This is a genomic window from Nocardia sp. NPDC001965 (assembly GCF_053594175.1).
Genome location: NZ_JBSFDZ010000002.1, coordinates 296,246 through 321,949, shown reverse-complemented (window position 1 = coordinate 321,949; position 25,704 = coordinate 296,246). Strand labels below are relative to the sequence as shown.

The window sequence follows — 25,704 nt, the reverse complement described above, 5'->3', positions numbered from 1 at the left end:
CTCGGCGTATACGGCATCGCGGCTGTTTCGCGGGGCCTTCTCCCGGATGCTCCCGGTAGCCGGGATCGGTGACGGGACCGCCCCGTAACGGGAACTACGGCTGCGGTTCTGCGCCTAGGATACGTTCGATGACGCTCTCCGACCATCCACCGGTCCGGGCACCGCACGGTTCGCCGATCGATACCGACGGTCCGCGGATTCCCCTGTACGTACCGGAGTTCGCGGTCGATCCGCACCGCATGTATCGGGCGATGCGCGAACAGTACGGCTCCCTGGTTCCGGTGGATGTGGCGCCGGGTGTGCCCGCGACACTGGTGATCGGCTACTACACCGCGTTGAGTATCTTCAACGACCCGGAGCGTTTCCCGGCCGATCCGCGTACCTGGCAGCGTGATATTCCGCCGGAGTGCCCGGTACTTCCGCTCATGCAGTGGCGGCCGAACGCGCGGCGAAACGACGGCCACGCCCATACGCGCTATCGGCAGGCGATCGTGGCGGGGCTCGCCGAGATCGATCCGTACAGCCTGCACGAAACCGTCGCCCAGATCGCTGTTCCGTTGATCAACTCGTTCTGTGGCGACGGTCGCGCGGATCTGATCCGCCAGTATGCTTTTCCGCTCACCTTCGCGGTGCTGAACGCCGTGCTGGGCTGCCCGACCGAGATCGCGCAGCGGGCCGCTGCCGGGATGGCCGCCATGTTCGAAGGCGTCGGTGCAGAGGACGGGGCCAAAGCGCTCATGGCGTCGCTGCTGGAGTTGATCGAGCTCAAACGAACCGCGCCCGGCGATGATGTGACGACCCGGATCATGGGGCACCCGAGCGCGCTGACCGAGCCGGAGATCGTGAATCAGGTGGCCACGCTGTACGGGGCGGGTATCGAACCGCTCCAGAATCTGATCGTCAACTCGCTACGCCTGATGCTCACCGACGAGCAGTTCGGGGACAGTGCGCTGGGTGGCAGCCTGTCCACCCGGGACGCTCTGGACGAGGTGCTGTTCAACGATCCGCCGATGGCAAATTTCTGTTTCACCTTCCCGAAGCAGCCCATCCTCGTGGACGGTGTCTGGTTGCCTGCCCATCAGCCCGTGGTCATCAGTATGGCCGCGTGCAATACCGATCCGGTGATCGGCACGGATCGGCTGGCGGGCAATCGCGCGCACCTGGCCTTCGGCGGTGGGCCGCATGTCTGCCCGGCCAGTTCGCTGGCCTACCTGATCGCGCAGGACGCCATCGACCAGTTGCTCGACGGTCTACCCGAGATCCGGCTGGGTGTGCCGGCCGCCGAGCTGACCTGGCGGACAGGCGCGTTCCATCGTGCGTTGACGACGTTGCCCGTCGTCTTCCCGGCTTCGCCGCCGCTGCCGACGGTCTAGGTGCCGGTTTCCCGCAGCCGGGCAACATTGTCCAGCCAGTCGGCGACGACGCGGTCGGCCAGGGTCCGGTCCTCCCGCATGATGCGGGTCAGTTCGAGCCCGCGAATCAAGGCCATGAGCGATTCGAATGCGGTTCGCGCCGCGTCGGGATCGTCGATGCCGGCGTATCGCTGGAAGTACACCCGGAGTGCGGATCCCAGCCGCTTTTCGGCCGGCAGCAGCGCCGCGCGCAGTTGCCGATCGGTCCGGGAGGCTGCCCAGAGTTCGATGGCGGCCTGAAAAGGGGGCCCGGTCATCGCCGACCTGATCGCGTGGACCAGGCGCGGCAGGGCCTCCGGTCCGTCGCCGAGGTCGGTGACGAGTTCGTCGAGGTCGTGTAGCCGCCGGTCGGCGATATGGTGGATCGCGGCGACCAGCAGCTCCGATTTCGAACCGAAATGATGCAGGAGCGCACCCCGCGAGACTCCGGCCGCGTCCTGGATCCGCTGGGTTGTCGTACCGGCGTAGCCGTGGTCCACCAGACAGCGGATTGTGGCATCGAGAAGCACCTCGTGCGTTTTCGCGTGCTGCTCTCTGCGTGTCGTGCGTCCGGTTCGCCGCGCCGGCGCCGGTGTGGAGCGCTGCCGCTCCTCGCGTGCCCCGCGACCGCCGGTGCGTATCGGTTCCGCGTTCACAATGATCCGAGCTCGCCGGCGGCGATCTGGTCGCGGAGCCGGAATTTCTGGAGCTTGCCCATGGCGTTCACCGGAAACCCCTGAGTGGCGTACCAGGATTTGGGGGTCTTGTGCGGCGCGAGATGTTGCCGCAGGTATTCGTGCAGTTCCGCCGGCGCGGGGCTCGGAAGCTCCGGGTCCGGCCGGATCACGGCGGTGACGCTCTCGCCCCACACCTCGTCGGGGAGGCCGAGTACCGCCGCGCCGGCGACCGCGGGATGGGCGATCAGGAGCTCCTCGATCTCACGCGGATAGATGTTCTCCCCGCCGCGGATGATCATGTCCTTGAGCCGTCCGGTGACCCGGAGGTAACCGCGCGCGTCCATCGTGCCGAGGTCGCCGGTGTGCAGCCGGCCGTCGGCGTCGACCGTTTGGGCGGTCTCGGCCGGCATATCGAGGTAGCCGATCATCTGCTGATAGCCGCGGGCGCAGATCTCGCCTTCGACCCCGATCGGTTGCACCGCACCGGTAGCGGGATCGCGGATGGAGACCTCGACTCCGGGCAGCGGCCGCCCCGCCGTGTACAGGTTGTCGTCGCGGCTGTCGGCCGGATCGGTCTGGCAGACGATGGGAGCGAGCTCGGTCTGCCCGTAGACCGCGCTCGTCGCCGCGCCGCAGGCAGCCGCCCAGCCGTCGGCCAGCGCCGGCGGCACGGCGTCGCCGCCGGACATCACCACCCGCAGCGCACCGAGGTCGAACTCCGCCAGCCGCGGCTGGGCGAGCAGAGCGTGCAGCATCGCGGGTACGCCGCCGAAGATCTCGGCGCGGTGCTCCTGTATCGCCGACAGCATCGTCAGGGGATCGAAGATCTCGGCGAGGACCAGGGTGGCGCGTTCGTGTGCCGACCCGAGCGTGGCCAGACCGCAACCGGCAGTGTGGAACAGCGGCAGTGCGGTGGCGAATGTCGCGCCCGGAGGCGCGCCGCAGCGGGCGCGCACGAAAGCCGCATTGGTGACCATCGCCCGGTGGGCGAGTACCGCGGGCTTCGCCCGGCCGGTGGTCCCGGAGGTGAACTGGATCTGGGTGGCGGAGCGGGGGTCGACCTCGGGAAACCGTATCGGCTTCGCGGTGCGGCGCACCTCGTCGAGCCAGCCCTCGAGGGCTACTGCCTGCCGGACCGCGGGCACCGCGGGCAGCACTGTCCGGACCAGTGCGGCCATATCGGTGCCGCGGAAGCTTTCGACGAAGAAGACGCCCGCCGCATGCGACCTGTCCAGCGCGTATTCGAGCTCGGGTCCGCGCAGGGCGGGGTTGGTCGTCACCAGGACGAGCCCGGCGAGCGCCGCGCCGTACTGGAGTACGAGCCATTCGGGAACGTTCGGTGCCCACACCGCGATGTGCTCACCCGGCCGGAAACGATCGAGCAACCAGCCCGCCGCCCGCTCGGCATCCGTACACAACTCCGCGTAGGTCCAGGTACGGGCTCGGCGTTCCGGCGCGACCGATACCAGTGCGAGCCGGTCCGGTGCTTCGGCGGCCGCCTGCCGCAACAACTCGCCGACGGTGGTTTCGAGCACTGGCCGGCCGGTATCGGCCGGCCAGAGAGATTCGGTGAGCGCGGTCATCGGCCGGCCTCCGGGGCAGCCGCCTTCGCGTCGAGTTCGCTTTTCATCCGCGCGATCTCGTCGTCGGCCGGGATCTCGCCGCCGCCGTCGGGGATGAAACGGCCGGTGTCTCGCCACTGGACGGCTGCCTCGAAACCGTGTTGCTGCGCGAAGTCGACGAACCAGCGGCCCTCGGGGGAGTGGCGGGTGATGCCGTCGAAGAGGACGGCGAGGTTCTGGGTGGTCTGCAGACCCATGTTGTCGTACGCCTGGTTGATCATCATCTTCTGCATGACCAGCTGGTTGGTCGGGATCCCCGCCATCCGGTCGACGAGTTCCTCGACAGCGGTGTCGAGGCGGTCTTCGGGTACCGCGTCGATGACGAGCCCCCATTCCCGGGCCCGGACACCGTCGATGGTGTCGCCCGTGAGCAGCATGCGTTTGGCGCGTTCGGCGCCGAGACGGTAGACCCACATCGCGGTCGTCGGACAGCCCCACACCCGGGCCGGCATGTATCCGATCCGGGCATCCTCGGCCATCACGACCAGGTCGCAGGACAGGGCGATATCGCTGCCGCCGGCGACGGCGTACCCGTGGACCTTCGCGACGGTCGGTTTGTCCGAGCGCCACAGCGAGAAGAAGTGGTCGGTATTGGCCTTCATCATCCGGAAGTCCTTGATCGGATCCCAGACCACGCCCTGGTGCTCCGCACCGCCCTCGGCGTAGAGCTTCAGATCGTAGCCCGCGCAGAACGCCCGGCCAGCGCCCTGGACGACGATGACGCGGACCGAATCGTCGGCATTTGCCGCGGCCACGGCGTCGCCGATCTCGTGGGCCATCTCGCCGGTGATCGCGTTCAGCCTCTCGGGGCGGTTCAGGGTGAGGTACGCGCGATGATCACGCACTTCGTAGTCGACCGTGTTGCCGCTGAAAGTCATGTGGGCGTCCCAATCTCGGTGGCGATGGTGCCGAGGAGATTTTCACAGTCCGTTTGGACTGTCAATGGGTGCGGGACCCGCCGCGCGCGGCGTCGCCGGGCGGGCAGCGTATGCCGTGCGCCGGATCCGGCCCGGCTCATCCGACACATCGAGAGTGGGGTGGGACACATACTCGCACGTCGGGTATAAATAGGTCCGGTCCGGACTGCTCCGGATCAGCTGGTGAGAATTCCTGGAACTCTCGCACTCGGTACGAGCGACGGTGGGCAACGCGGTCGGGGCCAAGGGTGAGCCGATGAACGACAGCAAGACACTGCGGGGCTGGTGGAACGATCCGGTCGACTACCGCTGGCTGATCCGTACGCTGGCGGCGCGATCGGCGTTGGGACCGCTGAAGGTGCTGATCGGTGTCGCGGGCTCGGCGATCGCGGTGATGGGCGCGGTGATCGCGGGTACCCCGGTGGGGCCGCCCGGCGACCCCGGCATACCTTCGACCATCGGGGTGCTGTGCGGCACGCTGTGGGCACTGCGCTGGTGGATGCTGCCCTGGCCGAGCAAAACGGAATCGCTGGTGCTGATCGGTGGCGCCGATGTGCTGTTCACGATCGAATTCCTCCAGCTCCCCGATCGGCTGTTCGGCGCGATGGGCGCGGTGCTGCTCGTGGTCACCGGCAGTTATCTGGGTTTCTTCCACAGCGCGCGGGCGTTGGCGGCGCATTCGGTGTGGTCGTTGCTGTCGGTGATCGTGTTCTCCGTCCGGATCGCCACCGGCGGCGGCGATATCCGGTTGGCCGTCGCGGTCGCGCTGCTGCTGTTCGTCTCGGTGGTCAGCGCGCTACCTGCGTTGCAACTCCTCTACTGGATGCTGCGCACCGAATCGCTGTCGGATCCGCTGACCGAACTACTGAACCGCCGGGGCCTGGAGATCCGGCTCCCGCTGCTGGTGGACCGGCATCCCGAGATCAGCGTCATGACCTTCGATCTCGACCGGTTCAAGAGCGTGAACGACACCTGGGGTCATCGTGTCGGCGACAGTGTCCTGGTACGGACCGCCCGGCGACTGCACGATGCCGCGGGAGAGACGGCCGTGGTGGCGCGTACGGGCGGGGAGGAATTCGTGGTGGCCGCGCCGATACCCACCGCCGACGCGTACACCGAGGCGGAACGCCTGCGTCGCGCGGTGGCCGAACCGCCGGAGACCGCGGTGGAGGTCACCGCGAGTGTCGGTGTCGCGGTCTTCGATGCGACGACATGTCCCCGGTGCCCACGGCCGACTCCGGAACGTTTGCTCCAAACCTCCGACTCCGCCATGTATCGGGCCAAACAGTCCGGTGGAAATCTGGTGGTGGTCGACGAGCTCACCCCGTCCCGGGATCACCGTCACCCGGTCTCCGGATAGCGGCGACGACGCCGTCTCCGGTCCGCGGAACGCGCGGAGAGAGGTCGGCCGCGGCGGGCCTGCCGGGAGCGGCTCCACGGTGTGGGTCATCGCGGGGTCGCGGGTCGCGCGGACCGGGTCACCGGCACATCCTCGGCGAAGTCGATCAGGAGTGCGCGGCGGGCGAACAACCAGCTGCCTTCGCGGTACGCGAACGTGTCCTGATACCGGAGCGCGATTCGGTGGTCCCGGTGCCCGTCACCGCGGGAATAGATGTGGTGGGCTGTGCAGTACGTTTCCCCGTGCGCACCGTCGGCGGTCTCGATATCGAGTATCTGTTGTCCGACGACGTGGCGGGTGGCCACCAGATGCGATATCGATTCCACCACCGAGCGGGCCACGGTCTCCCGGCCGCGTAGTTCGGTCGCTGTGCCCGTCCCGCTCAGTTCCGGCGGTAGCGCCAACTCCACCTGCGGGGTGAACAGGGACGCGAGCGTCCCGGTATCGCGGCGGTCGACCGCTCGCGCGTACCGCGCCGCGAGCGTGCCCAACGCGATACGGTCGGCGGGTTCCATATCTTTCCTCGTTCCCGGTTCGCGATGGTCGGCTCGGGCGGTGGTCGCGGTCAATGGCGGGGCGGCGATTGCCGGGCGTGCTCGCTGAGGTCGCCGACGTGATCGATGCACACCAGTCGCCGGGTGAACCGCCAGCTTCCGTCGGCGACAGCGAATTCGTCGAAGTAGCGGCCGGTGAGGATGGGCTGCAGCGGTAGGTCACCGGCCGCCTGCAGAACAGTGACATACGACAGCGCGGTCGCCTCGGTGCCGTTGTCCGCGACCTGGATTCGTATGTTGGTGGTGAGGTGCTTCGTGCCCGGGGTGCCCGGGGTGCCGTGTATTTTGACGAATCCCTGGTTGGCGCTGAGCACGGCCCGGGCGTCTTCGACGATGAGCGGGCCGACCGGGGTGCCGTCGGTATCGCACTGCCCGTACACCGCGTGCGCGAAGAGTTCGGCCACCTCGCCGAATGCGCCGCGGTCGATCAGATGTGAATAGGACACGATCAGATCCCGGATCGTCTCGATCGCGGCGAGCCGGGTGATCGTGTGTTCGAGATCCATTCGGAAAAGATCTCACGGATCCCCGGCCGTGCGGCGCACCTTTCCACTGGCCGAGACCGGACCGGTGAGCGCGGTGCCGAGGTGGATACCGTCGGATCGAAGCATCGGGAGCCGCCGTGACCGCGGGGCGTTCGAGACGAGGGCAGGAGCCGGGGTGGAACGGGTGACCACAGCGCAGCTGCTGCTCGATCGTATCGGTGACGACCGTCCGGGCGTACGAACCCGGGAAAGTAGCTGGACCTGGGACGAGACGGTCCGCGAAAGCGCCGCCCGCGGTGCCTTGGCGACCTCGCTACGCCGCGACGGTCCTTTCCATATCGGTGTGCTGCTCGACAACACCCCCGAGTTCCTGTTCTGGCTCGGCGGCGCGGCGTTGAGCGGTGCCGTGATCGTCGGTATCAACCCGACCCGGCGTGGCGCGGAGCTCGCGGCCGAGATCCGATACGTCGATTGTCAGCTGATCGTCACCGATTCGGCAGGCATGGCGAAGATCAGCGATCTCGATCTCGGACTGAGCGCGGATCGCTTCGTTCTCGTCGACGCACCCTCCTACCTCGATCGGGTACGGCAACACCGGGCCGACGAACCCGTCGCCGACCCGGCCGTGGCCGAGTCCGCGCTGTTCCTGCTGTTGTTCACCTCCGGCACCACCGGTACGTCGAAGGCCGTGCGTTGCAGCCAGGGCCGGTTGGCGCGGCTGGCCTACGCGAACACCGCGAAATACGGTCACGTGCGCGAAGATGTCGACTACTGCTGTATGCCGCTGTTCCACGGAAACGCGCTGATGGCGTTGTGGGCACCGGCGCTGGCCAACGGTGCGACCGTCTGCCTGACACCGAAATTCTCCGCGTCCGGGTTCCTGCCGGATGTGCGATTCTTCGGCGCCACCTTTCTTCACCTATGTCGGTAAGGCGCTGGGTTACCTCATGGCCACACCGGAGCGGCCCGACGACCACGACAACACCCTGGTCCGTGGGTTCGGCACCGAGGCGTCGCCCGAGGACAGGGCAGAGTTCGCGCGCCGCTTCGGCGCCGAACTGTTCGAGGGCTACGGTTCGTCCGAGGGAGCCGGGTCGGTGCGGCCGGATCCGGACGCGCCCGAGGGTGCGCTGGGACGGCCCGCGAACCCGGATATCGTCGTCGTGGATCCGGCGACCCGGCGCGAATGCGCGCGGGCACGGCTCGACCGGTACGGACGGGTTCTCAACCCGGACAGTGCCATCGGGGAAATGGTCGACAAGGGCGGCGCGCGGCGTTTCGAGGGGTACTACAAGAACGAGGCCGCGGTGGCCGAGCGGATCCGGCACGGCTGGTACTGGACCGGTGATCTCGGCTATGTCGACGAGGCCGGGTACATCTATTTCGCCGGCCGCAAAGGCGATTGGATCCGGGTGGACGGGGAGAACATATCGGCGCTGATGGTCGAACGGATCCTGCGGCGGCATCCGGAGATCGTCGCGACCGGGGTGTACTCGGTGCCCGATCCGCGGTCGGGTGATCAGGTGATGGCCGCGATCGAGGTCGCCGATATCGCGGCCTTCGACCCGGTCGAATTCGCCGTTTTCCTCGACGGCCAGGACGATCTCGGCACCAAATCCGCGCCCCGATTCGTTCGGGTGTCGACGAGGTTGCCGGTCACGGGGTCGAACAAGGTACTCAAACGTGAACTGCAGGCGCAGGCCTGGCACACCGGCGATCCGGTGTTCCATCGGGTGGGGCGCGGCAACCCGGAGTACGTCCCGTTCACCGAAGCGGACCGGCAGGGACTCGACCGCGAGTTCCACACCTACGGCCGGGCGAGATTCCTGCCCGGGCCCGATGCTCAGCGATCATGACACGAGCGGTTTCCGCGGGGCCGCCGGTGCGCCGGAGGATCCGGCGGGCGGCTGATGGTCATCGGGCTGTTCGGCTCATCTGATCCGAGCGCCGGGTCGGTGCCGCGAGGATGCTCGCGGAACTCTCCGCGCCGGCCGCCGTCACCAACCACGTTCTCCACTCGGTGCGGCACGACCGACCACCGGGACTTCTCACTGCGGGAAGAGGGTCAACACCTGAGACATGACCTGCCGGGCGACATCATCGGTGGCCGAAGTGACCGCCACGACCGGAACGCGTGTGGCGAAAGCGGTACTTCCGGCGGGCAATTCCGGCCCGACGGCAGCCGAATAGATCGGGATACTGCTGTCGTAGAGCGAGGTCGAACGGAACACGCTGCGATCGTCGATCTTCTCCTCGGTGCTGCGGGCCGCCACCTGATCTGGGACGCGGTACTCGTAGCTCACCGTGACGGTTTCGTCCCGGTACCGGAACAGGCACTGGGTCAGCCGGAGTTCATCGGTATCGGTGGTGCCGGTCAGTTTCGCGCGTACCGCGCACGGGTCGGCGCCGAGCAGCACCGTGTCGACGGTATCGGGTGATGTGCCCTGGCCCGGCGACTGCCGCCAGCGATCGATCATACCGGGCAGCAAACTATCGGCGACCGTGCAGGAGTCACGGTCCGGAACCGCGAGGCCGAGGTAGAACGCGGCACCGGACGGAAAACGGGCGGTGGCGCCACAAGCTCGCGGATCGTTGTCGCGGCCGGGCACCAACAGGACACTCACATCGCCCACCTGCTTGCCGATACCGCGGCTCGGGGTGAGTGTGGGCAGCAGGGTGGTATGCCAGGTGAGTGTGCCGGCTTCGCCCGCGTCCGTCTCGCCGAGCGCGGCCCGGCACGAGTCCAGGCCGACGGTAATGCTCTGGATATCGCCGAGCCCCAGGTCGTCGAGGGTATCGCGGGGGAGCAGCGCGCAGACGTCGATATCCCGGGTCGCCTGCGCGACGGCTGCCTGCTGCTGCGGGGTGTCGGCAGCCGCCGACCAGAATTCCGGTGGCGGGCCGGGAGTCACCGCCGGTCGTGGCTTCTCGGTCCCGGGGTCGTCACTGCAGCCCGTCAGGGCGAGCAACACGGCTGCGACGAGCGTGAACGTGCGGTATTTCGTCAACCCTGACCTCCCGGTGCGAGCCGATCCGGATCGTGCCCGGCATCGAGTCTGCGCGCACTGGCAACCACAGCGCAATCATCCCGATGTATTTGGCCGGTCGGCGCGTCCCGGCTCACGGACCGGGTGCACGTCCCGGGCGGTGGGCGTTGCGGGCAGTGCCACGGTGGGCGGGCACGGCGGCCGGGTCCTCGGGCCAGGCATGTTTCGGGTAGCGGCCGCGGAGGTCGGCCCGGACTCCGGACCAACCGGTCTGCCAGAACGAGGCGAGATCCGCGGTGATCGCGATCGGTCGCCGGGCCGGGGAGAGCAGATGCAGTACGACCGGGACGCGGCCGTCCGCGAGGCGCGGTGTCGCTGTCCAGCCGAACACCTCCTGCACTTTGACCGCGAGCACCGGTGGATCGGTCGAATAGTCGAGGCGGAGCCGGCTGCCGGAGGGGACCTCGGTGCTCTCGGGTGCCAGTTCGTCCAGGCGCGCGGCGTCCGGCCAGGGCAGCAGGCGGCGCAGTGCCTGTCCGGTATCGATGCGCTCCAGGTCGGCGCGGCGACGAGCGGTGGCGAGTTCGGGACCGAGCCAGGTATCGGCGGTGGCGAGCAGCGACTCGTCGTCGACCGGCGGCCAGGGGTCACCCAGGGTGCGGTGCAGAAAGTCCAGGCGCCGGCGGAACGCGATCGCTTCGGTACTCCAGCGCAACAGGCCGAGACCGGCCGACCGCAGGCCGTGCCGCACCGCTGCGTCGAGCAGCCGGCGGTCGGGGTCCGGGATCTGCCTCTCGGACAGGGTGATCGCGCCGAGCCGTTCGATCCGCCGAGCGACCACATCGCCATCGACCCAGTCTGTTTCGTCGGCAACGGTCAGCAGCCCGGCGCCGGCGCGCCGGGCCAGTTGTTCATCGGCTACCGCGGCCAGCCGGATGACCCCTTCCGAGCGACCCGGATCGCGCGTAGCGACGCCGACCGCCAACCACTCCGCATCACCCGTCCCGGCGCCGGGCGGCAACGTCACGGCGGTACCGCCTGCCATGAGATAGCTGGTCGAACCGGGACCGCGTCGTCGCGCCAGCCGTTCCGGATGGGCCAGCGCGACCACGAACGCCGGATCGTCGACCCCGTCCGGCCCCTCGACCAGCCGCGACAGCCGCTCGACCTCCCGCACCCAGCGCGGTGGTCGCTCGCGCCGCAGCATTCGCAGACCGGCGGTCAGATCGACGCCCGAGGTGTAGGTGTCGTCGTCGAGGGCGGTGACGACTTCCGCGGCCGCCTGCGGCCCGACCACGGCGGCCCCGTCGAGCAGTGCGCGTGCCAGCCGCGGATGCAGTCCGATACGGGCCATGCGCCGCCCACGCTCGGTGACCGCACCGTCTCCGTCCACGGCCCCCAGTACGCGTAGTACGTCCCGGCCGGCGGCCAGTCCACCGGCCGGTGGATCGTCCCACCAGGCGAGGCCGTGCCCATCGGCCGTGCCCCAGCACGCGAGTTCCAATGCCAGCCTGGTCAGGTCCGCTGTCCGGATCTCCGGCTCGGGATAGGCAGGTAGCGTGGCGTGCTCGAAATCGGGCCAGCATCGCCATACCCGCCCAGGACCCTCACGCCCCGCCCGCCCGGCCCGCTGCTCGGCCACTGCCGCCGACACCCGAACGGTGGCGAGACCGGACAGGCCCCGCGCCCGATCGATCCGGGGCACTCGGGCCGCTCCGGAATCCACCACTGCCCGCACCCCCGGCACGGTCAGGCTGGATTCCGCCACCGCCGTGGACAACACCACGCGGCGCCGCGCTCCCGGCCGCAATGCTCTGTCCTGTGCAGCCGCCGAGAGCCTGCCGTGCAGCGGAACGATATCCACACTGTCCAGGCCGCCCAGCAGCGCCGTCGTCCGCCGGATCTCGGCGGCCCCGGGCAGGAACACCAGGACATCGCCGTCGGATCCGGCGAGCGCGGCCCGGGTGGCGCGAGCGACCTGCGCTTCGGCCCGCTCCCGCGGCAGCGCCGCGACGTATGTCGTATCCACCGGAAAGGTGCGACCCCGGACCTGCACCACCGGCGCCGCGTGATCCGCACCGATAAGCGTCGCCAGGCGGTCTGCCGCCACGGTCGCCGAGGTGGCGAGCACCCGCAGATCGGGCCGCAATCCGGCTCGGGCGTCCAGCAGCAATGTCAACAGCAGATCCGCGTCGAGATGTCGCTCGTGACACTCGTCGAGCATCACCACATCGGCCCCGGCCAATTCGGGGTCGTCCTGCAACCGCCGCACCAGCAGACCGGAGGTCACGACCTCGATCCGGGTCCGCCGCCCGACCCGGCGATCGCCGCGGACGGAGTAGCCGACGGTTTCGCCGACCGGTTCGCCCAGCAGCGCGGCCATCCGCCCGGCCGCCGCCCGGGCCGCCAACCGCCGGGGCTCGGCCACCAGCACCCGCCCGGTGACCGACGCCGCCAGCGCCAATGGCACGAGGGTGGTCTTCCCGGTGCCCGGCGGCGCGATCAGCACGGCCGCGCGGTGTTCGGTCAACGTCGCGACGACCCGATCGAGCGCGCCACGGATGGGCAGGTCGGGAAGTTCAGGGAGTTTCATTACCGATCAGTCTGAAGCCTGGCCGATCATGCCGGGACACGGGCGCCCCGACTCGGTGCCACCGGGGATGGGTGGCACGACTGTGCACCACTCGCGCGTGATCGGCGCCGGGTCCGGCGAACCGGCTATCCGGACCGGCGCGCGTGCGGCCGGTGGTTCAGCACTGGGGCCGCAGGATGGTGAGAACAGCCGCGATACCGGCCACCATGCACGCGGTGGCGATCATTGCCGCGGCCGCCGAATGCGAAATAGCGCTGACACAGACGACGAACAGCAGACACGTCGCGGCGGCGAGCAGTGCGGTGCCGCGGTCCACCGCGGCGATTCGCGTTCGCAGGTCGTTCGCGAGGTTACGATGCCGCCCGGGTGGCGGCTCGTCGGTTCGTTCGCCCGCAGGTACCCGATGCGGTGACTGTGGGTGTTGATTCCGGTGCGCGACTCGATGGCTCACGGCCAACTCCTCCGACACACAACTGATGGTGGATGTCGTCACTCTGCACTCATAATAGGGTTTCTCGCCTGCGTGCACGCCGTTTTTCCGGACTTCTGGATCCGGCCGGGGCCTCGCTCGAATCGCCGGGCGCAGGCCTGCGGTGGCTTCAGTTCTGATCCGCTCCGCTGTTGCGAGCCTCGACAGCCGCCACCGTCTTGCGGAACGCGCTGCTCAGGACACCGCGGCCGACGGTCCCCACAATGGCTCCCAGCGCCCGGCCCTTGAGGTTCTTGCCCTCGCGGATCACGACCACATCCACATCGGTCCGTCCGTCGGGGCGGGCCGTGAACCGGTAGGTGTGACCCGAGCGGCCACCCCACAGATTGGAATCGGTGGTCGTCATCACGACCTGCCCGGGATCGGACCAGTCGTAGTGCAGACGTTCCCAGATTCCGCGCGACCCCTCGGTGACGTCGGCTTCGCTGGGGCCCCGGCTGTGCACCTCGAGGTATTCGTCCGTGCTGTTCCCGAACAATTGCTCGCGGTCGGGGCCGAAATCGGTGAGTGCCGCGACGAATTGCTCGGGCGTCGCAGTCGTTGTCGCCGTGAAGTGGAGAGTGGCCATGGGTCGGGGCTCCTCGGTGTGCGGTGGTCTCGTCTCGTCGAGCAGGAACTACGCGCTACCGGATGGTATGTGCAATTCCCGATCGAGTCGCTCGGAACCACCGGTCTCGGCCGAAACCGGCTCCCGGCTGCCTCGCGACTCTGCGACGCCGACTGCGTAAATCCCACTGTTCGCCGAGGTCGGCCGACAGAATATGGCGATGCGAACCCATGTCCGTGTACTGCTGGCGGCCGCCGCCGGAATACTCGTCGTATTCGCTCCCACCGCCGTGGCCGCCCCGGCCCCGGACGTCTCGCACACGCAACTCCCGTTCCCGCTCAGCCTGCAACCGGACGGTGTGCGGGCACCCGCTGCCGCACTGGCGGAGGCGAATACCGGGATGATCCTGTGGTCCCGGCAACCGGATTCCCGTGTCCCGATCGCCAGTATCACCAAGGTCATGACGGCTGTGGTGGTGCTCGAATCGGGCGATCTCGACCGCCCGATCACGGTGTCGCGCAGTGCTGTCGACTATGCCGCCGCCTACGGCGGCAGTACCGCCGGCCTCGCTCCCGGCGAGGTCCTCACCGCACGTCAACTGCTCTACGCGATGATGCTCCCGTCCGGTTGCGATGCCGCCTACGCTCTCGCCGAGGCCTACGGACCCGGTCAGGAGGCGTTCCTCGGCCGGATGAACGCCACCGCGCAGCGGCTCGGAATGCCGAACACCTTTTTCAGCGATCCCAGCGGTCTGCCCGCTCCCGACGATTTCTCGACCTACTCCACCCCTGCGGAACTGGTGCGGCTCGGCCGGCACGCGATGAACAACCCGGTTTTCCGGGAAATCGTCGGATCGCATATCTACCACCAGCCCGCCGGGCCCGCGAACCGGGACCACGTCTGGGAGACCACCAACGGTCTACTCCGGGAGTACGCGGGTACCACCGGGATCAAGACCGGATCCACGGATGCGGCCGGGACCTGCCTGCTGTTCGAGGCCGCCCGGGGCGGGCAGCGGTTGGTCGGCGTGGTCCTGAACAGTTCACCCGACGATCTGGCCGCCGCGACGGCCGACGCTCGACTCATTTTGAACTGGGGTTTCGTCCCGATCCTCAGCTCGCTGTCGGGCGGCTGACCCGGCGCCGGGGCGAGTGACCCGGGCAGCCGCTCCGGTGCTACCCGCTGCGCGGGCCCGGCGCTGTCCGGCCGGGCCCACCCAGCGTGCGACCCGACCGGCTGTATCGGACCCTAGACCACCTTGGCGGCGATCAGCAGGTTCCAGATATCGCCCTGATCGACGATTTCGACGCCGAGCTTCTCGGCCTTGGCGAGTTTGCTGTCGCCGACGCCTGCTCCGGTGATCAGCAGGTCGGTATTCGCCGAGACCGACGACGCCGCCGTCGCGCCCGCCTTCTCGCACAGGCGTTGGAATGTCGGGCGGGCGACTTTCTCGCCGGAGCGCGGATCGCTGATGGCGCCGGTGATCACCACCGTTTTGCCTTCCAGCGGGGCGCCGGCCGCGACGACCGGGGCGAGGTCTTCCGCGCGTACATCCAGACTGACGCCCGCCTCTCTGAGCCGGCGCAGTTCCGGGCGCAACCGAGTGAGATGCTCCACCAGGGAAGCGGCGACCTTCGGGCCGATGTCCTCGACCGCTACGAGTCGTTCCACGCCCGCGTCGGCGACCTCTTCCAGCGACCGGAATCCCGCCCGGGCCAGCCGGGCCGCGGTACCGTCGGAGGCCATCGGGATCGCCAGGCCGATCAGCGCGCGGCGCAGGCCCACCCCGCGGCTGGTGTCGATCGAATCGATCATGCGTGCGGCCGAGACCTCACCCATACGGTCGAATTCGAGCAGCCGCTGTTGGGTCAGGGTGTAGAAGTCGGAGGGGCGTTCCAGGATGCCCGCCTCCGCCAGGCGTTCGATCCATACCTGTCCGACGGCGTCGATATCGGCGCCCGCGCGCGACGCCCAGTGGATCAGCCTGCGCACCGTCTGGGCGGGGCAGGAGACATTGGTGCAGAACAGTTCCCGGCTGTTGCCCTGCTCGGTCACCGGCTGTTCGCAGGAGGGGCAGGCGGTGGGCGGTACGATCTCGCGTTCCGCGCCCGTGCGCTCGGACGCGTCGAGTACGCCCGCCACGAACGGAATCACATCACCGGCGCGCCGCACCAGCACGGTATCGCCGATCTTGATATCGCGCGCGCGGATCACCTGCTGGTTGGCCAGCGTCGCCTTCGTGACCGTGGTGCCGCCCACGAATACCGGCTCCAGCCACGCCACCGGAACGATCTTCCCTGTTTTTCCCACATCCCAGACCACATCGTTGAGGAGGGTGGTCTTCTCTTCGGCGGCGAATTTGAACGCCAACGCGCCGCGTGGGGAGTTCGACCGGGTTCCGGCGGCGGCGTAGGCATCCCGGTCGGCCAGCCGCAGTACGGCGCCGTCGATATCGTAGTCCAGGTCGCTGCGGCCCTGCTCGATCGCGGTGATCGCGGCCTGTGCCTCTTCGGCGTCGGCGCAGAGCCGCATCTGCGCGCCCGCGATCCCCAGTGCCCGCAGGCCTTCCTCGAGATCGACGGCAGCGCCCCCGGCGGCGGCGTCCAGGTCGAAGCCGAAGAACTGTAGGCGCCGCTCGGCGACCGTGGCGGGATCTTTCGCCCGTAAGGTGCCCGCGGCGGCATTGCGAGGGTTGATCAACGGTTTGTCCGGATGCGCGGTGTTGTACGTCAGGAAAGTGGACCGCAACATCACCGCCTCGCCGCGTACCTCCACCCGACCCGGGAGGTCGATCCGCTCGGGTACCCCGTCGACCAGCGCGCGGACCAGTACGGTCACATCGTCACCCGTGGTGCCGTCACCGCGGGTGACGGCCCGAACAAGCCGCCCGTCCTCGAAAACCACTGCCAGGGAGAGCCCGTCGAGTTTGGGCATCACCACCACCGGCTGGCCGGGGAAGCGGTCGAAGAACGCCGCGACCTGTTCGGGTGTGGTCGCCTTCTCCAGCGACAGCATGGGACGTGAATGCCGGATCGGGGCGTGCAGTACCGCGGGCGCGCCCACCTGATCCAGTGGATTCGGGTCGGGCGCGAGGTCGGGACGGGCCCGGATCAGGGCGCGCAGCTCGTCCTCGATCACGTCGTACTCGGCGTCCGCGACCAGCGGCGAGCCTCGATAGTAGGCATCGCGCAGCGTCACGATACGGTCCGCGAGCTCCTGAATGTGTTCCCCAGCTTCCACGGCACCAGACGTTACCGAGCCCCACCGACACCGGATACGACCACATGCGGCGGCACCCGGTGTCGGCTCTCCGTTGTTCGGAGTTCCGCGGCACCGGGACCGGTGGGAGATCGGCGACAGCCGGGGCAGCGGGTGGTGACCCCGCTGCCCCCGGGTCACCGGGAAGCCAGTACGCGATCCTCGCCGGTGCGCCGATCCGCATGATCCAGTCGTTCGGTGAGTTTCTCGCCCTCGATATCGAGGGCGGGGACCAGCGGAACGAGCCAGGTGGGCATCCACCAGATCCGCTCGCCCACGATCAGCATGAAGGCGGGCACGATGAGCATGCGGACCAGGAAGGCGTCGGCCAGCACCCCGATGGCGAGCGCGAAACCGATGGTCTTGAGGATGACATCGTCGGTGAGCGCGAACCCGGCGAAGACACCGATCATGATGATCGCGGCAGCGACCACCACCCGGGCGCTGTGGGCGAAACCGTCGATCACCGCCCGGCGTGCCGGCGTGCCGTGGACATAGGCCTCACGCATCCGGCTGACGAGGAATACCTCGTAGTCCATGGCGAGGCCGAACAGGATGCCGGTCAGCAGGATCGGCAGGATGAACAGCACCGGGCCGGTCGTATCCACGCCGACGAGCTGGTTCAGCCAGCCCCACTGGAACACCGCGACGGTGGCACCGAGCGAGACGCCGACCGAGAGCAGGAAGCCCAGCGCCGCCTTGATCGGTACCCAGACCGAGCGGAACACCGCGATCAGCAGGAAGATCGCCAGGCCCACCACCACGGCGAGGTAGACCGGGAACACCTCGGACAGTTTGTCGGCGATATCCACTCCGACGGCGGTCTGGCCGGTGACCAGTGCGCGGGCGCCGGTTTCGGCGGGCAGATCGGCCACGGCGGTGCGGATCTCGGCGACGAGATCCTTGGTGGCCTGATCCGACGGGCCCGAGGCGGGGATCACCGTGAGAGTGGCGAACCGGACCGTCTCGAGTTGCTGGGCGAAGGCCTGCTGCGCCTGCGGGGCCGGACCGGTCACCGCCGGAACGACGGTGGCGATATCCGAGCCCGCCCGCGCGGCCAGTGTCTGCAGGTGGTCGGTGGCCGTCTGTACGGCACCGGCCGGGTCGGCGGCGTTCGCGGTATCGACGACGACCACGAGTGGGCCGTTCGCGCCGGGGCCGAAATTGTCGGAGATCAGATCGTAGGCGGTGCGGGCGTCGCTGCCGGCGGATTTGCTGGAATCGTCGGGCAGCGCGAGTTGCATGGAAGCCATCGGAAGGGCGGCGACCGCGGCGACGGCGATACCGGCGAGCAGGGCGCTCCACTTACGCCGGGAGATGCCCTCCACCCAGCGGCGGCCGTGTGTGCGGAACTCCGAGTCGTCGGTCTGCTTGGCGAGATAGCGCGGTTTACCCTTCATCACCTTGTCGCCGGCGAAGCCGAGGATCGCCGGGAGCAGGGTGAGCGAGATGAGAACCGCGATCGCGACGGTGAACGCGCCGCCGAGACCCATCTGGGTGAGGAATCCGATATTGCACACGGCCAGCCCGACCAGGGCGATGATGACGGTCAGCCCGGCGAAGACGACTGCGGATCCGGCCGTGCCGACCGCGCGCCCGGCGGCTTCCTCCAGCGAACGGCCCGCGCGCACCTCGCTCTGGTATCGCGACATGATGAACAGCGCGTAGTCGATTCCGACCGCCAGACCGAGCATCGTGCCGAGGGCGGGGGTCACCGAGCTGAGTTCGACGAACCCGGTGAGGGCGGTGATGGCGAGCATCCCGATGCCGACGCCGATGAGGGCGGTCAGCAGCGGCATGCCCGCGGCCACCAGCGATCCGAAGGTGATGGCCAGGACCACCACCGCGACGGCGATACCGATCACCTCGGCGAGCGGCATCTCCACCTCGCTCATGGCGTCGCCGCCGACGGCGACGTGCAAACCCGCTGCTTCGGCGGTGTGTGCGGCGTTCTCGAGCGCGGCGCGGTCCGATTCGGCCAGTTCGGTGGCTGTCTTGCTGTAGCTCACCGAGGCATAGCCGACCCGGCCGTCGTCGGAGACCGTGCCCCCGGTGAAGGGATCGCTCACCGATTGCACATTCTCGGTCGAGAGTTCCCGCAGGGCGGCGGCGACCGCGGAGTTGTAGGAGGGCTCGGTGAGCGAGCGGCCCGCCGGGGCCTCGAACACCACCCGTGCCGTGGCGCCGTCGGGCGCGGCCTGGGGGCTGCGTTCCTCGATCAGGTCGAACGCCTGCGTGGATTCGATACCGGACAGCTCGAACTTGTCGCTCGTCTTCCCCGACAGCGTGGCCGCTCCTACCGCCAGCAGGGCCAGCAGCACCACCCAGATCGCTGCCACCGCCTTGCGGTGGGCGAACGACCATCGGCCGAGCCGGAACAACTGCCACGCCATGTGATTGCCCTCCAAAGCAGCTAGTGGACCCAGTGGTCCGGTTATGCTCGAGGATAGGAGCAAGTGGACTGGAGGGTCCACTTCAGGAAGGCGGATGTGGAGCAACTCACCCGGGGCCCGGAATGAGACGTGGATCGCAGACCGGCCGGTCCTTCACGGAGATCGCGGATACGGCACCATGACCGGCATGGCGGCATCGAAGCCGGATACGACCCGCGCCGACCCCGAGAACTGGGAGGGGCGACGGGCCGATGCCCGGCAGAACCACGAGAGAGTCCTCGCCGCGGCGATCGAGGTGTTCACCGAGCACGGTATCGGAGCGACCATCCCGCAGGTCGCGGCACGCGCGGGCGTCGGCAAGGCCACGGTCTACCGCAGCTACCCGACCAAGTCCGATCTGGTGCAGGCGCTCGCCCGCATACATATCGAGTGGTTCCATCAGCTCGTCGATATCGCCGTCGAGGCAGCCCGGGCCGACGCGTATCACGCGCTGGAGGCATTGCTGGAACAGGTCACCACCCGGCTGGCCGAGGATCGGCTGATGATCGAGGTCCTCAGCGGCGTCGAAGGGCTCGGCGACGAACACCTCGAACAGCAACTGGAACGGATTCTGGCCCTGGGCCGTGCCCAGGGCGGGCTGCGTGCCGACGCTTCCGGAATGGATGTCCAGGTCCTGGTATCCGGTGCGGCGCGTGCCCTGATCGAGCTCGATATCCGAGATCCCGCTGTGTGGCGCCGCTACGCCCGCCTCATTTCGGCCGCGCTACGAGCCGAGCCGGGCGCCACTGCGCCGCGACCGGGAAATCTGCCGATATGAGGGTCGAGACGGGCTCGGGGTAGGAGAGCCGGGAGGCCGGAGTGCGGGGTTCAGCCCGCTGCGCTGTCCGCCTTCTCGGCTCGGGCGGCTTCCCGCGCGAGCAGCCGAGCACGCTGCTCCTCGAAACGCGCGACGTCGCGGCCCAGTTTCTCGAGATAGGCGCCGAGTTCCTCGCGGCTGCGTTCGCCGCGCGCACCGAAATCGTCGCGGTCGAAGACGTTCCAGATCCGCAATACCGGCTGCAGGACCTCGTCGAGATGCTGGCGGAGATCGTAGATGCCGTGCTTCACCATCAGGACACCGTTGCGGCGCCAATCGGGCATTCCGCGGCCGGGCATACCGAAGTCCGTCACGATCTTGGTGACCGATTCCATGGCCTGATCGGGCGCGATATCGAACGCCGCGCCGGCCACATTGCGATAGAAGAGCATATGGAGGTTCTCGTCGGCGGCGATCCGCTTGAGCATCCGGTCGGCCACGGGGTCCTCGCATACTCGGCCGGTGCATCGGTGGCTGATCCTGGTGGCCAGCTCCTGGAAGGTGACATAGGCGACCTGGTCGAGTACGCCGTGGAAATACTCCGGTGCCTGTACACCGCGACTCATATGCACCATCCGCTGGTTCTCCAGTGCCACCGGGTCGACGCCGCGGGTGACGACCAGATAGTCGCGCATGGCGATGGCGTGCCGGTTCTCCTCGGCGGTCCACCGGTGCACCCAGGTACCCCACGCGCCGTCCGCCGCGAAATGCTCACTGATGGTCCGGTGATACGAGGGCAGGTTGTCCTCGGTGAGCAGGTTGGTCACCATCGCGACCTTGGCGACCTCCGACAGTCGCGACTGCTCCGGGTCCCAATCGGTCCCGCCCATCGCGGCGAAGTTGCGGCCTTCGTCCCAGGGCACGTAATCGTGCGGATTCCATGCTTGGGCTGTCGCCAGGTGCCGGTCGAGATTCTCGGCCACCACCGGCTCCAGCTCCACCAGCAATTCCATTTGCGTCAGATCCCGGACCATGCAGTCCTTCCCGGTTCCTGCCCCCACGGCGGAACGCGTCGGCTGTCTCTGTGGCGTGGATGTCCGCGTGAACGCGTTCCGGTCCCGAACGATGTGTTCACGGCGGTACTGCGGTTTCCTGTGCGCGATCGTGGTGCGGTGCACGAAGTTCGGGCAGCGGCGAACTCCTGCCCGAACTCGCGCGGACATGCTAGCCCTTGGGTTCGAGGGTGTGTTCGATCTCGGATTTCTTACCGGCTTTGGCCTTCTTGTCGGCTCGTTTTTCCTTCAGGGTTTTTCCGGACTTCTTCGAGTTGGAACTGCGCGGAGACTTATCGGACATCAGCGCGTCCTTCTGCCGGGGGACCCCAGTGGCCCCGTTGCCCCGACCGTACTCGACATCTGCGGGTATTCCGCGGAAGTGGGCCCGGAGATCCGTGACTCGGAGCCGGACGAGCGCATCGACCGGTGCGCAGGACCGGTCGATGCGGTGGCGAGCGGGTTACGGGTGCGCCCCCGGATTCCGGGCCGGGCCGATCACGTTCCGGGGGATTGCAGCAACTGCAGTGTCCGCTTGGCCGCGACACTGAACCGGCCCATGTTCACCGAAGGCCGGCTGGTCACGATGAGCAGCAGCGTGGTGCTGATCGGGAAGACACCGACGCAGCCGTGCTCCGCTTCGAAGATGGACCCCTGGAGCCGGCCGTGGGAGACGAGCTGCGTGAAATGATCGCCGATTCCGGCCCCCGCCGCGGCCATGGCCGAGGCGCGGACCGCGATGGTATCGGCGGTGTCCGGTCCGCTCGATTCCTTGTCGGCGGCGATGAGGAGGCCGTCGCGGCTGGTCATGATGGCATGTTGGACTCCGTCGATCTCATCGCAAGCCTGCTGCAGCAGGCGGCTCACGACGGTGGGATCGCTGAGTAGCACCTCTTGCCGTCCGGTGCCGCCGCTCATAGTCTGATCGCTTGTTCTACGCGCCGGAGTTGGTGACGGGCGAGGGCGAGATTGGCGCGCGACCGGTCCAACGCCAGGTAGAGAAAGAGTTGCTCATCGGCGTTTCGGGCCAGCGGCATGATGATGTGGTACTGCCCCTCGAGGGAGACAAGAATGTCCTGCACCGAATCGTTCAGCTGCAGGGCCTCGATCGCACGCAGTTTCGCACGCAGGACCTCGGTGTTCACGGCGCCGGCGACCTCGAGGTCGAATACCGAACTGCCGCCCTGCTTCGCCAGCAGCATCCCGCTTCCCGCGTCGACGAGCGCTATCCCGATAGCGCCGTCCACGCTCATACCCTCGTGTAGGGCGTCGTCCAGATTCATGTGAAAACTCCTGCGGCCACGAGGCGGTCGATCGACGCATCGCGGCCGGCTTGTCGACAGGTCGTCTTCCGATCACGTTGCCGATTGCCGAGTTACGGCTCGTCAGGACGGCCGGAGTGGGTGAAAGACGTCTGGTATCAATTGGGTTCGTGCCGTCGAGTGTTCGTGCCCCGACCTCGTCGACAGCAACAGCCTAGCAACGAAGCCGGACGCAATCTAGATCAACTTCCGGGCTCCTGCCCGCCGCCGAGATCAGTTGTACGGCAGTGGATCGGCGGTGCCGGCGCCGGTTTCGCCCGGCCCGGCGACCACGGCGCCGGGCCGGGATACGTGACGAGCTCTCCCGCGCAACGCCGGGATGCCCGGTGCCCTTTCTAAGGGGCGGGGGTGAACAGGGGACCGGCGACGAGGGCTATCTGGACGACCGCGCGGTCGATGGTCCCGGTGGGTTGGAAGAGGTGGCTCAGTACGAGCCGGACCACGGCTTCGACCCGGGTGCCGAGTTCGGCCTCGTCGAACGAATCCAGGCGGTATCGCGCGCAGAGAATGGCGGTGAAGGCCGCGGTGGCGCGCCCGAGAACCGGTTCGGGCTCGGTCATCAGGGCGGGTAGCAGTGTGGTGTCGGCGCCGGAGCGGCCGGCCAGTACAACCTTGAGAAGGGTGTTGTCGGCGGCCGCGCGCAGCGTGTATTCGGCCGCGGCGGTGATTCCGGTGAGCAGGTCGCCGGGTTCGGTGGCGACGGTTTCGGTGACGCCGGCGAGGAACGACTCGAGTTCGCCGGCGATGACGACCTCGGCCAGGTCCTGTTTGGTGCCGATCTCCTTGTACAGCACGGGACGGCTCACCCCGACTTCGCGGGCTACCCGGGACATATTGACCGCCCCCCAGCCCTCCGTGCAGACCAGCCGGCGCGCCGTCTCGATCACGCGTTCGCGCAGTAGTCGGCGCATCTCGTTCTGGAAATTCGGCGCGTCTGCCACGTCGACCACCATACATCACCGAGGTCAGTGTTCCATCATTGACATAGTTGGCGCGAGTGTCTGTAATGGATACACATTCGGAAAAAGTGTAAACGGCTGTGGCCGGGCGGGACCGCCGGCACCGGCCGATGCGACGGCCGCGCCGCGGCGGTCGCATTCGGGAAAGGCGAGGAGGGCGACGATGACGACGTCCGAGACGGATTCGCGCGGCGAGGTCGCACCGCAGTGGCGCGACCGCAAGCGGTACCTGTGGTTGTTCGGGCTGGTGGCCCCGACCGCACTCGGCCTGGCCGCCGCGCTGGTGTGGATCTTTCACCGGCTCGGCTGGCATCAGCCGGCCCCGGTGTGGTGGTGGATCGGGCCGTTGCTGGTCTACGTCCTGCTGCCGACCCTGGACCGCTTCTTCGGTCCGGACGGGCAGAACCCGCCGGCGGAGGTGATGTCGAAGCTGGAGCGTGACCCGTACTACCGCTTCTGCGTGTACGCCTTCATCCCGTTCCAATTGATCAGCCTGGTGTTCGCCGCCTATCTGTGGACCGCGACCGATCTGTCCTGGCTGGGTATCGAGGGCGGGCTCGGACTCTGGTCGAAGATCGGTGTGGCATTGACCGTCGGCGTCATGGGCGGCGTCGGAATCAATACCGCGCACGAACTGGGGCACAAGAAGGACGATCTCGAACGCCGGCTGTCGAAGATCTCACTGGCCCAAACTGGATACGGGCATTTCTACATCGAACACAACCGCGGTCATCACGTGCGGGTCGCCACACCGGAGGATCCCGCCAGCGCGCGTTTCGCCGAGTCCTTCTGGGCCTTTCTGCCGCGCAGTGTCCGGGGCGGCGTGGTGTCGGCCTGGGCGTTGGAGCGAACCCGGTTGCGGCGCACGGGCTCCGGGCCCTGGACGTGGCGCAACGACGTCCTGAACGCCTGGGCGATGACCGTAGTGCTGTGGGGTGCGCTGGCGGCGGTATTCGGGCCCGCGGTACTACCGTTCCTGCTGATCCAGGCCGTGTACGGGTTCTCGCTGCTGGAAACGGTGAACTACCTCGAGCACTACGGTCTGCTCCGGCGGCGCACGGAATCCGGGCGGTACGAGCGCTGCACTCCGGAGCACAGCTGGAACTCCGACCATATCGTCACCAATATCTTTCTCTACCATCTGCAGCGGCACAGCGACCATCACGCCAATCCGACCCGTCGCTATCAGACGCTGCGCAGTATGGACGGTGCGCCCGAACTGCCCGGTGGTTACGCCAGCATGATCACTCTGGCCTATCTGCCGCCGCTGTGGCGCGCGGTGATGGACCATCGGGTCCTGGCCCACTATCAGGGCGACATCACCCGCGTGAACATTCAGCCCGGCAAACGGGAACGTGTCCTGGCCCGGTACGCGGAGGCGCAGTGATGGCCGCCTACCGCTGTCCGGTCTGTGAGTACCGCTACGACGAATCCACCGGCGCGCCCCGCGAAGGATTTCCCGCGGGGACGGCGTGGTCGGCCGTTCCCGACGACTGGTGCTGCCCCGACTGCGGGGTGCGCGAAAAGCTCGACTTCGAACCGATCACGACGACGAGAGGGCAGTGATATGACCACCGGCTACCGGTTGTTCCAATGCGTGCAATGCGGCTTCGAATACGACGAAGAGCTGGGCTGGCCCGAGGACGGTATCGCGCCCGGTACCCGCTGGGACGATATCCCGGACGACTGGTCGTGCCCGGACTGCGGCGCGGCCAAGGCCGATTTCTTCATGGTCGAGGTCACCCGCACCTGAGCCCGCGCGCGCATTCGACGATCCCCGGTGCGTCCGTATCGGCCGGACCGACCGGTCGCGCGCGGCCGGAGTTACAGCACTGCCTCGAGCAGGAGAGTGACCGCCGCCGCGACCGCGAGCACCACAGAGATCAGGCCCCAGGCCGGGCCGATGCGGGCCCAGGGGCGGCCCGCGTCGACGGACAGCCGGCCGGGTCCGGTGAACGCGGTTGCCGCCGCGGCCACCGCGAAGAGCAAGCCCATCTCGTAGCCGCCGAAAGTCCCTTGCCGAAACCGGTGTCGACGATGACGATCGCGGTACCCAGCATCATCGCTGCGCCGAGTGGGGTGAACGAGCCGGCGGCCGGCAGCAGTCCGCCCACGAGTTCGCTGACCCCGGCGGCGGTGCCGAACAGGCTGCCGGGTTCGAAACCCATCTTCTCGAAACCGGCGTTGTCGGCTGCCAGGCTCTGTCCGCCGAACCAGCCGAGGAGTTTCCGGTGCCGTGGGCCGCGAACAGGAGTCCGACGG

At 68.1% G+C, this 25,704-nt stretch carries 24 protein-coding genes and 2 pseudogenes; 8 read left to right on the top strand and 18 right to left on the bottom strand.

Features of this window, described 5'->3' with window-relative positions; all coding sequences use genetic code 11:
* The first annotated feature begins 128 nt into the window (after positions 1-128).
* Complete coding sequence (locus ACWCPQ_RS05380; RefSeq protein ID WP_449895022.1) at positions 129-1,373, top strand: cytochrome P450; 1,245 nt, start codon at positions 129-131, stop codon at positions 1,371-1,373.
* Here ACWCPQ_RS05380 and ACWCPQ_RS05375 read toward each other — a convergent pair.
* From ACWCPQ_RS05375 to ACWCPQ_RS05365, 3 genes are all read right to left on the bottom strand, one after another.
* Complete coding sequence (locus ACWCPQ_RS05375; RefSeq protein WP_449895020.1) at positions 1,370-1,921, bottom strand: TetR/AcrR family transcriptional regulator; 552 nt, start codon at positions 1,919-1,921, stop codon at positions 1,370-1,372. The genes ACWCPQ_RS05380 and ACWCPQ_RS05375 overlap by 4 nt on opposite strands.
* Positions 1,922-2,043: 122 nt before the next feature.
* Entirely contained in the window at positions 2,044-3,651 is a 1,608-nt protein-coding gene (locus ACWCPQ_RS05370; RefSeq protein WP_449895017.1) for an AMP-binding protein, read from the bottom strand.
* Positions 3,648-4,568, bottom strand: coding sequence for a crotonase/enoyl-CoA hydratase family protein (locus ACWCPQ_RS05365; protein ID WP_449895015.1), 921 nt, complete (start codon positions 4,566-4,568; stop codon positions 3,648-3,650). Before ACWCPQ_RS05365 ends, ACWCPQ_RS05370 begins: the two co-directional genes overlap by 4 nt.
* A 295-nt stretch (positions 4,569-4,863) precedes the next feature.
* Between ACWCPQ_RS05365 and ACWCPQ_RS05360 the strand changes: the two genes are divergently transcribed.
* Entirely contained in the window at positions 4,864-5,967 is a 1,104-nt protein-coding gene (locus ACWCPQ_RS05360; RefSeq protein ID WP_449895013.1) for a GGDEF domain-containing protein, read from the top strand.
* A gap of 86 nt (positions 5,968-6,053) precedes the next feature.
* Here ACWCPQ_RS05360 and ACWCPQ_RS05355 read toward each other — a convergent pair whose 3' ends face one another.
* The gene (locus tag ACWCPQ_RS05355; RefSeq protein WP_449895011.1) at positions 6,054-6,521 is read right to left on the bottom strand and encodes a nuclear transport factor 2 family protein; all 468 of its coding nucleotides are present in this window, start codon (positions 6,519-6,521) and stop codon (positions 6,054-6,056) included.
* A 50-nt stretch (positions 6,522-6,571) separates the two neighbouring features.
* Complete coding sequence (locus ACWCPQ_RS05350; protein WP_449895008.1) at positions 6,572-7,066, bottom strand: nuclear transport factor 2 family protein; 495 nt, start codon at positions 7,064-7,066, stop codon at positions 6,572-6,574.
* Positions 7,067-7,220: 154 nt separating this feature from the next.
* Here ACWCPQ_RS05350 and ACWCPQ_RS05345 point away from each other — a divergent pair.
* Positions 7,221-8,901, top strand: a pseudogene (locus ACWCPQ_RS05345) (AMP-binding protein).
* Between the two features lie 192 nt (positions 8,902-9,093).
* Here the strand turns inward: ACWCPQ_RS05345 and ACWCPQ_RS05340 are convergent.
* The 4 genes from ACWCPQ_RS05340 to ACWCPQ_RS05325 form a co-directional block, all read right to left on the bottom strand.
* Positions 9,094-10,053, bottom strand: coding sequence for a peptidase (locus ACWCPQ_RS05340; protein ID WP_449895006.1), 960 nt, complete (start codon positions 10,051-10,053; stop codon positions 9,094-9,096).
* Positions 10,054-10,165: 112 nt separating this feature from the next.
* Positions 10,166-12,625, bottom strand: a complete 2,460-nt coding sequence (gene hrpB, locus ACWCPQ_RS05335; protein WP_449895004.1) for an ATP-dependent helicase HrpB — start codon at positions 12,623-12,625, stop codon at positions 10,166-10,168.
* A gap of 157 nt (positions 12,626-12,782) precedes the next feature.
* The gene (locus ACWCPQ_RS05330; protein WP_449895002.1) at positions 12,783-12,941 is read right to left on the bottom strand and encodes a hypothetical protein; all 159 of its coding nucleotides are present in this window, start codon (positions 12,939-12,941) and stop codon (positions 12,783-12,785) included.
* A gap of 283 nt (positions 12,942-13,224) precedes the next feature.
* Positions 13,225-13,683, bottom strand: coding sequence for a hypothetical protein (locus ACWCPQ_RS05325; protein ID WP_449894999.1), 459 nt, complete (start codon positions 13,681-13,683; stop codon positions 13,225-13,227).
* A 199-nt stretch (positions 13,684-13,882) separates the two neighbouring features.
* Between ACWCPQ_RS05325 and ACWCPQ_RS05320 the strand changes: the two genes are divergently transcribed.
* On the top strand, positions 13,883-14,797 hold the full coding sequence (locus tag ACWCPQ_RS05320; RefSeq protein ID WP_449894997.1) for a D-alanyl-D-alanine carboxypeptidase family protein: 915 nt from the start codon (positions 13,883-13,885) through the stop codon (positions 14,795-14,797).
* Between the two features lie 113 nt (positions 14,798-14,910).
* Here ACWCPQ_RS05320 and ligA read toward each other — a convergent pair whose 3' ends face one another.
* Positions 14,911-16,902, bottom strand: a complete 1,992-nt coding sequence (ligA, locus tag ACWCPQ_RS05315) for an NAD-dependent DNA ligase LigA (protein ID WP_449894994.1) — start codon at positions 16,900-16,902, stop codon at positions 14,911-14,913.
* A 155-nt stretch (positions 16,903-17,057) separates the two neighbouring features.
* Positions 17,058-19,313 carry an MMPL family transporter gene (locus ACWCPQ_RS05310; RefSeq protein WP_449894992.1) on the bottom strand — a complete coding sequence of 752 codons (2,256 nt, stop codon included), beginning with the start codon at positions 19,311-19,313 and terminating at the stop codon, positions 17,058-17,060.
* Between the two features lie 187 nt (positions 19,314-19,500).
* Here ACWCPQ_RS05310 and ACWCPQ_RS05305 point away from each other — a divergent pair, with 187 nt between their 5' ends.
* Positions 19,501-20,130 (top strand): TetR/AcrR family transcriptional regulator, encoded by a 630-nt coding sequence (locus ACWCPQ_RS05305; protein WP_449894989.1) that lies wholly within the window; start codon positions 19,501-19,503, stop codon positions 20,128-20,130.
* A 50-nt stretch (positions 20,131-20,180) separates the two neighbouring features.
* Here ACWCPQ_RS05305 and ACWCPQ_RS05300 read toward each other — a convergent pair whose 3' ends face one another.
* The 5 genes from ACWCPQ_RS05300 to ACWCPQ_RS05280 all read right to left on the bottom strand — a co-directional run bounded on the left by ACWCPQ_RS05300 (position 20,181) and on the right by ACWCPQ_RS05280 (position 23,424).
* A complete protein-coding gene (locus tag ACWCPQ_RS05300) occupies positions 20,181-21,143 on the bottom strand; it encodes an acyl-ACP desaturase (RefSeq protein WP_449894987.1) in 963 nt (320 codons plus the stop codon).
* A gap of 190 nt (positions 21,144-21,333) precedes the next feature.
* Positions 21,334-21,465 (bottom strand): hypothetical protein, encoded by a 132-nt coding sequence (locus ACWCPQ_RS05295; RefSeq protein WP_449894985.1) that lies wholly within the window; start codon positions 21,463-21,465, stop codon positions 21,334-21,336.
* 194 nt (positions 21,466-21,659) lie between these two features.
* Positions 21,660-22,079, bottom strand: a complete 420-nt coding sequence (locus ACWCPQ_RS05290; RefSeq protein WP_449894983.1) for a roadblock/LC7 domain-containing protein — start codon at positions 22,077-22,079, stop codon at positions 21,660-21,662.
* Entirely contained in the window at positions 22,076-22,444 is a 369-nt protein-coding gene (locus tag ACWCPQ_RS05285) for a hypothetical protein (RefSeq protein ID WP_449894980.1), read from the bottom strand. Before ACWCPQ_RS05285 ends, ACWCPQ_RS05290 begins: the two co-directional genes overlap by 4 nt.
* A gap of 374 nt (positions 22,445-22,818) precedes the next feature.
* Positions 22,819-23,424 (bottom strand): TetR family transcriptional regulator, encoded by a 606-nt coding sequence (locus tag ACWCPQ_RS05280; protein ID WP_449894978.1) that lies wholly within the window; start codon positions 23,422-23,424, stop codon positions 22,819-22,821.
* A 181-nt stretch (positions 23,425-23,605) separates the two neighbouring features.
* Between ACWCPQ_RS05280 and ACWCPQ_RS05275 the strand changes: the two genes are divergently transcribed.
* The 3 genes from ACWCPQ_RS05275 to ACWCPQ_RS05265 are packed head-to-tail and all read left to right on the top strand — an operon-like array spanning position 23,606 to position 25,195.
* Positions 23,606-24,829 carry an alkane 1-monooxygenase gene (locus tag ACWCPQ_RS05275; RefSeq protein WP_449894976.1) on the top strand — a complete coding sequence of 408 codons (1,224 nt, stop codon included), beginning with the start codon at positions 23,606-23,608 and terminating at the stop codon, positions 24,827-24,829.
* A complete protein-coding gene (locus ACWCPQ_RS05270; protein ID WP_449894974.1) occupies positions 24,829-25,008 on the top strand; it encodes a rubredoxin in 180 nt (59 codons plus the stop codon). Before ACWCPQ_RS05275 ends, ACWCPQ_RS05270 begins: the two co-directional genes overlap by 1 nt.
* A 1-nt stretch (position 25,009) precedes the next feature.
* On the top strand, positions 25,010-25,195 hold the full coding sequence (locus tag ACWCPQ_RS05265; RefSeq protein WP_449894973.1) for a rubredoxin: 186 nt from the start codon (positions 25,010-25,012) through the stop codon (positions 25,193-25,195).
* Between the two features lie 71 nt (positions 25,196-25,266).
* Here ACWCPQ_RS05265 and ACWCPQ_RS05260 read toward each other — a convergent pair whose 3' ends face one another.
* Positions 25,267-25,437 (bottom strand): hypothetical protein, encoded by a 171-nt coding sequence (locus tag ACWCPQ_RS05260; RefSeq protein WP_449894971.1) that lies wholly within the window; start codon positions 25,435-25,437, stop codon positions 25,267-25,269.
* A gap of 50 nt (positions 25,438-25,487) precedes the next feature.
* A pseudogene (locus tag ACWCPQ_RS05255) lies at positions 25,488-25,640 on the bottom strand (DoxX family membrane protein); the annotation flags it as partial.
* Between the last annotated feature and the right edge of the window lie 64 nt (positions 25,641-25,704).